Raw genomic sequence first — 7,434 nt, 5'->3', positions numbered from 1 at the left:
TGCCTGACGATCTTTGTCCAGGCGAACTTGGCGAGATAGCGGCCGGTCTCCCGGTCGCCGAATACCCACCGGTCCTGCCTGGAGGTGTTGAACCGGCCGAAGTACCGGGCAGTCACCCAGCCCCTCGGCTTGTTCGGGTGCGTGTGCCTGGTCCACTTGTAGACCAGCTTCCACACGTGGTTGTCCAGCGAGGTGAACACCTTGCTGGAGACCACGCCCCGATAGTAGGCAGCCCAACCCCGGATGATCGGGTTGAGCTTGGCGATCACCGCTGCCGCGTTCTGTCCCCGAAGGGCCAGCACTTCGGCGGTGAGCCGTGCCCGGATTCGCCGCACGGCCGTCTTGCTCGGCTTGATCAGCAGCTTGCCGTTGAAGCGGCGGACGGTGAACCCCAGGAAGTCACAGCCTTCGTCGAGGTGCGCGATACGCGTCTTGTCCTCGTTGAAGGCCAGCCCCCTGGGCGCCAGCCACACGGCGAGCCGTTCCTTGACCTGCTGGGCCTCATCACGACTGTGACAGAGCACCACCAGGTCGTCGGCGTACCTGATCAAGGTCGGTGAGCCCACTGCCAGTTCACCGGCACGCGGGCCGGTGGGTCGGTAGCGGACTCCGGCGGCCTCTTCCATTCCGTGCAAGGCCACGTTCATCAGCGCGGGGGAGATGATCCCGCCTTGCGGGACCCCCTCCTCGGTCGGGGCGAAGCAGCCGCGATCGATCACTCCCGCCTTGAGCCACTGCTCGACCAGCCCCCTGGCGGGGAACTGTCCGATGGCGGCCAGTAGGCGATCATGGTCGATTCGGTCGAACGCCGCTGCCAGGTCCGCGTCAAGAATCCACTGCCGCTTCGGGTCCTTGCCCTTGGCGGCCAGAAAGATCGCTCCGATCGCGTCGTGGCAGCCTCGGCCGGGCCGAAATCCATAGGATCTCGGCTCGAACCGTGCCTCCCACTCAGGCTCCAACGCGTTCAGCGACACGGCTTGAAGACAGCGGTCGATGATCACGGGAATTCCTAGGCCGCGCTGGCGACCATCGGCCTTGTCGATGAACACCCGCCTGACGGGCAAGGGCTTCCAGGGGGCCGCCCGGTGCTGCATCCAGTCGGCCAGCTCGGCCTTCCCCTGGGGCAGCAGGACAACCCGCCCATCGACACCTGCCGTCTTGCGGCCAGCGTTGACCTCCGTCGCCCGCCGCACGCTCACCAGCGTGTTGGAACGGGAACGAAGTATCAGTTTCTGGAGATTACGGACCCTTTTGAGGTCCCCGGCCTGTGACGCCGTGAAGATCCGCTGCCTCAGCCGCCGTACTTCCTCCTCCGCGCGCTGCCAGTCGATCGACTGCCAGTCGGTGGAGTCGCCCTCCGGTCCGTTCACCACGCCGTCGGCACCCGAAGCGGTTCGCGCCTCGACTGTTCGTATCGCCATGGTGTCCAACTTGCCCTTCGGTTCCGGTGCTGATGGTCATCGATTCCTCACAGGCCCACCTGGCCCACGTCAGCACCCTTTCGGGTCCGGGCAGTGCCCGTATCCGGCCGGTTGTCCGGGGCGACCAGCGGAGGTGCTGATCATCTGCCGCGGCTTCCCGTTGCCTTTCGGCCACCGGCGTTCGCTTCTTGGGCCATCCTGTTCCCGCTGGGGAGTTGGACCTTCCTTGCGGTCGGCTGACCGGCGCCTTTCGGCACCGGACCTCAACGGGGTTTCCACGTTCCACACGAGTGAGACACGACCGGGGTGGGTGCCCCCTAAACTCCGGGACGGCGATGCTCTCCCGGCTGACGATGGGGATTCAGCCGGCGCCTGCCGCTTCTCAACGGCCAGTCCTGCACCCCGCTGGAACAACCCATCGGCGGGGGTCACGATTACGAAGCATCATCAGGGGTTCACTTGCGTTCACCCGTCCGGTCTTCCCCTTGCCTGTAACCCCCGGATGGAACGAGAGTCCTTGGGCTTCTCCTCCGAGCTTCACACCCCGCCGTTGCCAGCGACGCATGTCGGAGTCGGGACGGGCCTTGAGCACTGGCCCGGAACTATCCTGTCGACATCAACTGTCGGCCTCCTTCAGGTAATTCACTCAAACTCGTGCGACTTCGTGTCGCACCCCAGCGCTCGTGGTACAGACGCACCAGGTGGTCGGCGGGATCGGTGCGGTGGTCGTTGAGCGTGGTCAGCAGGCGGTAGGTCCCGCCGAAGTCGCCGCCGTCGGCGGTGCGGGAATGGATCTCGGCCTCGATCACCCGCAACGAGAGGCCCCCGATCCGGGTCAGGTAGGAGCCGTCGGGCAGCAGCGCCAGCACCGGCGGTCGTCGGGTGCTGGTTGCGCGTATCAGGAACTGAGTCCCTTGAGCAGCGATGTCTGCGAGCAGTTCGTTGCTGTCGAAGGCGCGGTCCGCCAGAAGGAGCATGTCCGGGGTCAGGCGGCCGATCAGGTCGTGGGCGTAGTCGGTCTCGCCCTTGGAGGCAGGGCCGAAGACCGCTGCGATCAGGCCGCGGGTGCCTGTTTCGCACAGGGTCATGAGCATCAGCCGGGGGTGGCCGGTCGGGCCGTAGCGGCGTTCGGTTCGGCCGAGCCAGGACCGGTTGCGCTCGTGGTCGGGGACGGACAGGCTCCCGCAGCCGTCGAAGGCGACCGTGCGCCAGCGTCGGTAGCGCACTCCGGGTGTGGACGGCTGGGCCAGCGGGCCGGCCAGCACGTGGAACAGCCGCTTGAGCGGGGCCACCCCGACCCGCCGACGCAGATCGCGAAGTGCCTTCTCCGAGGGCTGCGGCACCCGGGCGGCCAGTCCGGCCCCGAGTTTGCCCCACACCAGTCCGGCGCCCAGATGCTCGAACAGCCCGAGCGCGAGCACGAAGTACACCCCGACGCGAGAGGGGAGGCTCCGAAGTCGTCGCTCGTGAGCCCCGCTCTCATCCAGTACCGCATCCACCAACTCGGGCGGGATGACCTGCGATAACTCACCAATATGACCAGGCGCGAACACGTCACCGATAGCGTGCATGACAGACTTGGCCACTGGGCCTCTGCTCTCTCAGGAAGATCTTGGTCGATCCCCTGGATAGCAGAGGCCCCTTCTGTCTCCCGCCACGCTTGACACCGCCAACGGGACCTTAACTTCGTGGCATTGGTCGAGCATCTCGCGGTGGCAGTACGCCTCCGGACGCCCGCCCTGCTTGAGCAGCCAGGCCGGCACGGGCATCGCGGAGCGGACCTCGGCCCACTCCGTATCCGTCATGTCACTCGGATAGCACCGCACCCGCCGTCCCGGAGCGATCGAACCGAACCTGTGGACGTAGCTCCTGGGCGGGTGAGGACGATTGGACGTCCCTCATACGGCCTGTGTCGTTCCCCGTGCACTGCCAGCTGTACCGGTCAAGGCGAGGGGCCGACTGTGCCGTTTCCCAGGCGCATCCCACCGGGGTGTAGGCCCGGCTTCCGTATCTGCGGGACCTGTGTGAACTATGCGCCGTTTCACGCCAGTTGGACAGTAAAGGGTTGACCTGTGTGTGGCGCACTGGTCGGCTTGCGGGGTTCGCATCCCATCCGACTGAGGAGAGGAAGCAACTCCGCTATGCGCAACAGATCATCACGGGGGCGGGTCCTGCTGGCCGCGATCGGCGCGGCCCTGCTGGTGCCCGTCAGCTTTGTCGGCCAGGCGCATGCCGACAGCCACCAGCCCGTCCCGGGCAAGTAGTCCGGCACGCGGATCGTGCTCGGCAAACCGGAGAAGTCGAAGACCGTCAATCCGGCGGCGGCGCCGGGGGCCAAGGCCGTCGACTGCGCCGAGGGCACATCCGTCCACGACCGCACATCGTCCTGCTCCAACTACCGCATCCCGGTGGAGTTCCTGGTCGACGGTGAGCCCGCCGGGTCCGCCGTCCTGCACAGCAAGGCGACCGCGCAGCTTGAGACCCGCAACCGCTACCAGTGGAAGCAGCGGGTCGAGCTGAAGCTGACCGATCCGACCACACCGTCCGCCGCCGAGGTGTCCGCCACGGTCAAGTACCAGACTGGGCACGCCACCGCATCGACGGCGCTCACCCGCATCCTGATCCCGTACGTCACCCAGACGTTCGACTTCACGTTGTCATCGCCGGGGCGCGACCTGGTCAATGACAGCATCGTCCCCTACGGGGACTTCTCGGCGCCGGGCTTTGACGACGGCAGCGCCTACCTGGGCGACACCTTCCGCCCGCGCTGCGACAACACCGCACGCATCACCCCCGCCGGCACCGGCGGCTGCGTCTACCCCGACGTTCCCGCCCTGTGGCAGATCGACGTCACCGACTGGCGCGTGGACAGCGTGGGCTGGCACGTGCTGTGGGCGCAGAAGAACCTGGCCCAGCCGTGGGGCGTCAAGGGCACCCGGTATCCGCTGCACCGGACATTCGACCAGTCGCTGATCGCGGACAACCGACAGACCGCATGCGGCCCTGACGTGCCCCGCCCGCCCAGGCCGGGACTCGCCTGCGACGAGTACCCCTTCGCTCAGTCCTACGAGGGCGCCAGCCGCAACTCCGACTACTCCTGCGAGTTCCTGCACAGCCGCGACAACAGCCGTGAAGGCAGCTACCGCAAGGCGTCGCTGAACGGGCAGCGTGTCCAGGAGAACGACCCGTTCTACGTCGAGGTGATCAACGTCCCAGCGACGCTGACCCCGCAGAAGCTGGACCAGCTGCGCGGCCCCGTCGGCTGCGGCGTCGAATCCTGAACCACGCCCAACCCGTAGCACCCGCGCGCCCGGCCTCCCATCCTGGAGGCCGGGCGCGCACCCGCATGAGGAGAGGATCATCTGTATGGTCGGCCCCCTACGCCAGACGTCCAGCCAGGTCCGCATCGACGCCAGCACCGTGGACCTGCTGGGCGCCGACCTGGTTAGCGACTACCAGCCCGAACAGTGGGTCGGCGGCCTGATCGCCGCTGACCCGTCCGGGGACGCGGTACGCATCGCCTGCGGGCAGGAGATCGCCGCCATCCACGTCATCGCCCAGCTGTGGGACGAACGTCCCCCATTGGGCGTCACCGATCTAGAAGCATGGCAGGACATCGCCGAAGTGTCCGTTGACTGGCAGTCCCTGATGCTGGACTTCGGCACGACCGGCGACGGAGAGGACCTGGCGCAGCAGCTGGTGATGCCAGGCCCCGGCGGTTACCGGATACGGGTGTCGGCCCGTAACCGTGATGACGGCGACCCGCGTGACGACAGCGCCCCGGCCGAGGCCCTGCTGATCCAGGTGTGGCAGGCACTCATGGAGGAGAACTGTGTGATCAAGCAGTCCAGCCAGACCGCGCAGCTGTGGGCCGACCAGTAACCGTCGCCGGCCGGCACCACGCAGGCGACGGCAAACGGACCACATAGCCGTCCTGACCTGTGAAACCCGCGGGGATTTCTCGAGCCGGATGCGGCTGACACTGCACGTCCGGTCCCACGGCGTCCGCCCGCCGGTCCAGTCCCGCCACCCAGCTGGCGAGCTCGTCATGATGGGGTGGCCAGCCAGTGGGCGCCACTGCTCAGAGGTCCTTGAGATCGTTGATCGAACCGACCCGCGTGAGCCGTCAGTGCCTGTCGTCCGGCGGCAGGCTGGGCACATTGGCACGAAAAAAGGCTGACCAGCAGCCCGTACGGCTCACCGTGCACGGGGTCCGTGAGCTGTCGCTCGGCAGCCATTGCGCGCAGCCAGGTCTCCAACCGCGTGTGCCTCGGCGTCGGCGAGGCAGAGGTGGCGCAGCGCAGTGTGGAGCCGTCGAGATCAACGGACACCTGGATAGGCAATCAGGCCGTCCGGCCAGTCCAGGCGGCCCTGTACCGCAGCCCACCGCCAAGAGCCGAGTGACGCCTACGCCTGTCGACCGTTCCTCGGCGTGGCGCCGGTGTGACTGGGCGTCGCCCTGGTGGAAGGGCGCAGCGGGCCGTCGGGGATTTCGACGCCGGTCGTCAGCCGAGTCGGGTCGCAGGAGGTCTGCGGCCGAGGCGCCGGCCGTTCCCGGCGGCTGCATGTCGCGCGGCCGCCGCGCCCACGACAGCTGCGGGCCTGGCCGGCCACTTCCTTACGTGCCGAGCAGCGCGGCGGTGAGGCATCGGTGCAGCCAGTCGGCGGAGCGGTCGAGTGGCCATCGGCAGTCGTCGGTCAGTGTGAAGTAGGAGGCGTTGCCGAGGAAGTACCAAAGCACATCCGCAGCCTCGTCGACGGTGACTCCGGCACGCAGTGCGCCCAGTTCTGCGAGCCGGTCCGCGGTGGCCCGCAATCCGCGGCGCAGGCTGTCGTGCGCCGCGTCGACGGTCTCCCGGACCCCGGCGTCCTTGGGTGCGGCGGCGATCGCCTGACGCATGATCGGCGACCAGAGCTCGAACTCGCTTCGAGTGCCGTCCACGAGCATGCGCAGCAGCGCGCCGGGGTCGGTTTGCGCAGCGATCCGCTCGTAGATGCCGCCGGCCTCAGCGGCTCGCACCCCGTCCTCGATGAGTGTGCGCAGCAAACCGCTCTTGCCTCCGACCGCCGCGTAGACGGTGGGCGCTGCTACCCGCGCTGCATGGGCGATGTCCTGCACCCGGGTGTCGAAATAGCCCCGTTCGACGAACAGTGCCCGCGCCGCCAGCAGGATCGCTTGACGGGTCGCAGCCGCGTACTCGGCCCGCCGTCCGGCCTCTTGTGTCACCACCCCTATGACTGTAGACCCTGCCCGATCATCAACCGCTGATAGCCGACTACACTCGATATAGTTACCTATCAGAGAAAGTGATTCCATGATCTTTCCGATACTCGAGGACCTGGCTAACCAGTTCCCCGGCATCACTCCTGAGCAGGACAAGCTCCCCACACCGTGCGACGACTTCGACGTGAGCACGTTGCGCCGCCACCTGCTGGGCTGGCTCACCTACTTCGACGCTGCCTTCACTGACCCGTCCGGCAGCGACCGGCCCGACCCGTCCGCGTTCGCGGGCCCCGACCACCCGAGTACCGTGATCGCGCACCTGACCACCACGATCCGATCGGCCCTGGCCGGCGGCCTCGCGACAGCTACCGTGAACGTTCCGCTGCTGGGCGGCGCCTATCCGGGCTCCGTAGTCATCGACCTGCTGTTGATCGAAACGCTCGGCCACGGCTGGGACCTGGCCCGTGCGACCGGCCAGCGATGGAACCCGGACCCGCAAACCTGCCAGCATGCCCTCACCGTGCTCGAAGGCGTGATCCAGCCGGAATACCGTGGCCCCGGCATGCCCTTCGGGCCCGAAATCGCCATCGACGCAAGCGCACCACCTCTGGACCGCCTGGTCGCTTTCACCGGCCGCGACCCCGATTGGGCGCCCCCCGTTCAGCTGCGCTGATGAGCGCCTGCGGCGTCGTCCTCGCTTGACGGACCGGTGGGGGGGGGGGGCGCGGGCCCCCCCCCCCCCCCCCCCGCCCCCCCCCGGGTATACCCCCCCCCCCGGCGGCCCGGGGC

The 7,434-nt window shown here is 67.8% G+C and carries 7 protein-coding genes; 4 read left to right on the top strand and 3 right to left on the bottom strand.

Annotated elements, in window-relative coordinates:
• Together ltrA and ACFYR3_RS43985 are read right to left on the bottom strand one after the other, a co-directional pair.
• The coding region (gene ltrA, locus ACFYR3_RS43990) for a group II intron reverse transcriptase/maturase (protein WP_389287949.1) at positions 1 to 1,421 on the bottom strand (1,421 nt) is incomplete at its 3' end.
• A 602-nt stretch (positions 1,422 to 2,023) separates the two neighbouring features.
• Positions 2,024 to 2,992 carry a transposase gene (locus tag ACFYR3_RS43985; RefSeq protein ID WP_389287947.1) on the bottom strand — a complete coding sequence of 323 codons (969 nt, stop codon included), beginning with the start codon at positions 2,990 to 2,992 and terminating at the stop codon, positions 2,024 to 2,026.
• Positions 2,993 to 3,562: 570 nt separating this feature from the next.
• On the opposite strand from ACFYR3_RS43985, the gene ACFYR3_RS43980 reads away from it, so the two are divergent.
• From ACFYR3_RS43980 to ACFYR3_RS43970, 3 genes are all read left to right on the top strand, one after another.
• On the top strand, positions 3,563 to 3,685 hold the full coding sequence (locus tag ACFYR3_RS43980; RefSeq protein ID WP_389287943.1) for a hypothetical protein: 123 nt from the start codon (positions 3,563 to 3,565) through the stop codon (positions 3,683 to 3,685).
• 15 nt (positions 3,686 to 3,700) lie between these two features.
• Positions 3,701 to 4,702, top strand: a complete 1,002-nt coding sequence (locus ACFYR3_RS43975; RefSeq protein WP_389287941.1) for a hypothetical protein — start codon at positions 3,701 to 3,703, stop codon at positions 4,700 to 4,702.
• 85 nt (positions 4,703 to 4,787) lie between these two features.
• Positions 4,788 to 5,303, top strand: a complete 516-nt coding sequence (locus ACFYR3_RS43970; protein ID WP_355857342.1) for a hypothetical protein — start codon at positions 4,788 to 4,790, stop codon at positions 5,301 to 5,303.
• Positions 5,304 to 6,039: 736 nt separating this feature from the next.
• Here the strand turns inward: ACFYR3_RS43970 and ACFYR3_RS43965 are convergent.
• Entirely contained in the window at positions 6,040 to 6,651 is a 612-nt protein-coding gene (locus tag ACFYR3_RS43965; RefSeq protein ID WP_355857345.1) for a TetR/AcrR family transcriptional regulator, read from the bottom strand.
• Positions 6,652 to 6,736: 85 nt separating this feature from the next.
• Between ACFYR3_RS43965 and ACFYR3_RS43960 the strand changes: the two genes are divergently transcribed.
• Complete coding sequence (locus ACFYR3_RS43960) at positions 6,737 to 7,318, top strand: TIGR03086 family metal-binding protein (protein ID WP_355857348.1); 582 nt, start codon at positions 6,737 to 6,739, stop codon at positions 7,316 to 7,318.
• Positions 7,319 to 7,434: the final 116 nt, after the last annotated feature.

Source organism: Streptomyces sp. NPDC005784, assembly GCF_042871525.1.
GTDB lineage: Bacteria > Actinomycetota > Actinomycetes > Streptomycetales > Streptomycetaceae > Streptomyces.
Note: the sequence above shows the minus strand (reverse complement) of the source record. Positions and strands in the feature narration are given on the sequence as shown.

What these genes read in the sequence shown, in the direction of transcription:
- ACFYR3_RS43985 (WP_389287947.1), bottom strand. Translation starts at nt 2,992, where the DNA reads ATGCACGCTATCGGTGACGTGTTCGCGCCTGGTCATATTGGTGAGTTA.
- ACFYR3_RS43980 (WP_389287943.1), top strand. Translation starts at nt 3,563, where the DNA reads ATGCGCAACAGATCATCACGGGGGCGGGTCCTGCTGGCCGCGATCGGC.
- ACFYR3_RS43970 (WP_355857342.1), top strand. Translation starts at nt 4,788, where the DNA reads ATGGTCGGCCCCCTACGCCAGACGTCCAGCCAGGTCCGCATCGACGCC.
- ACFYR3_RS43960 (WP_355857348.1), top strand. Translation starts at nt 6,737, where the DNA reads ATGATCTTTCCGATACTCGAGGACCTGGCTAACCAGTTCCCCGGCATC.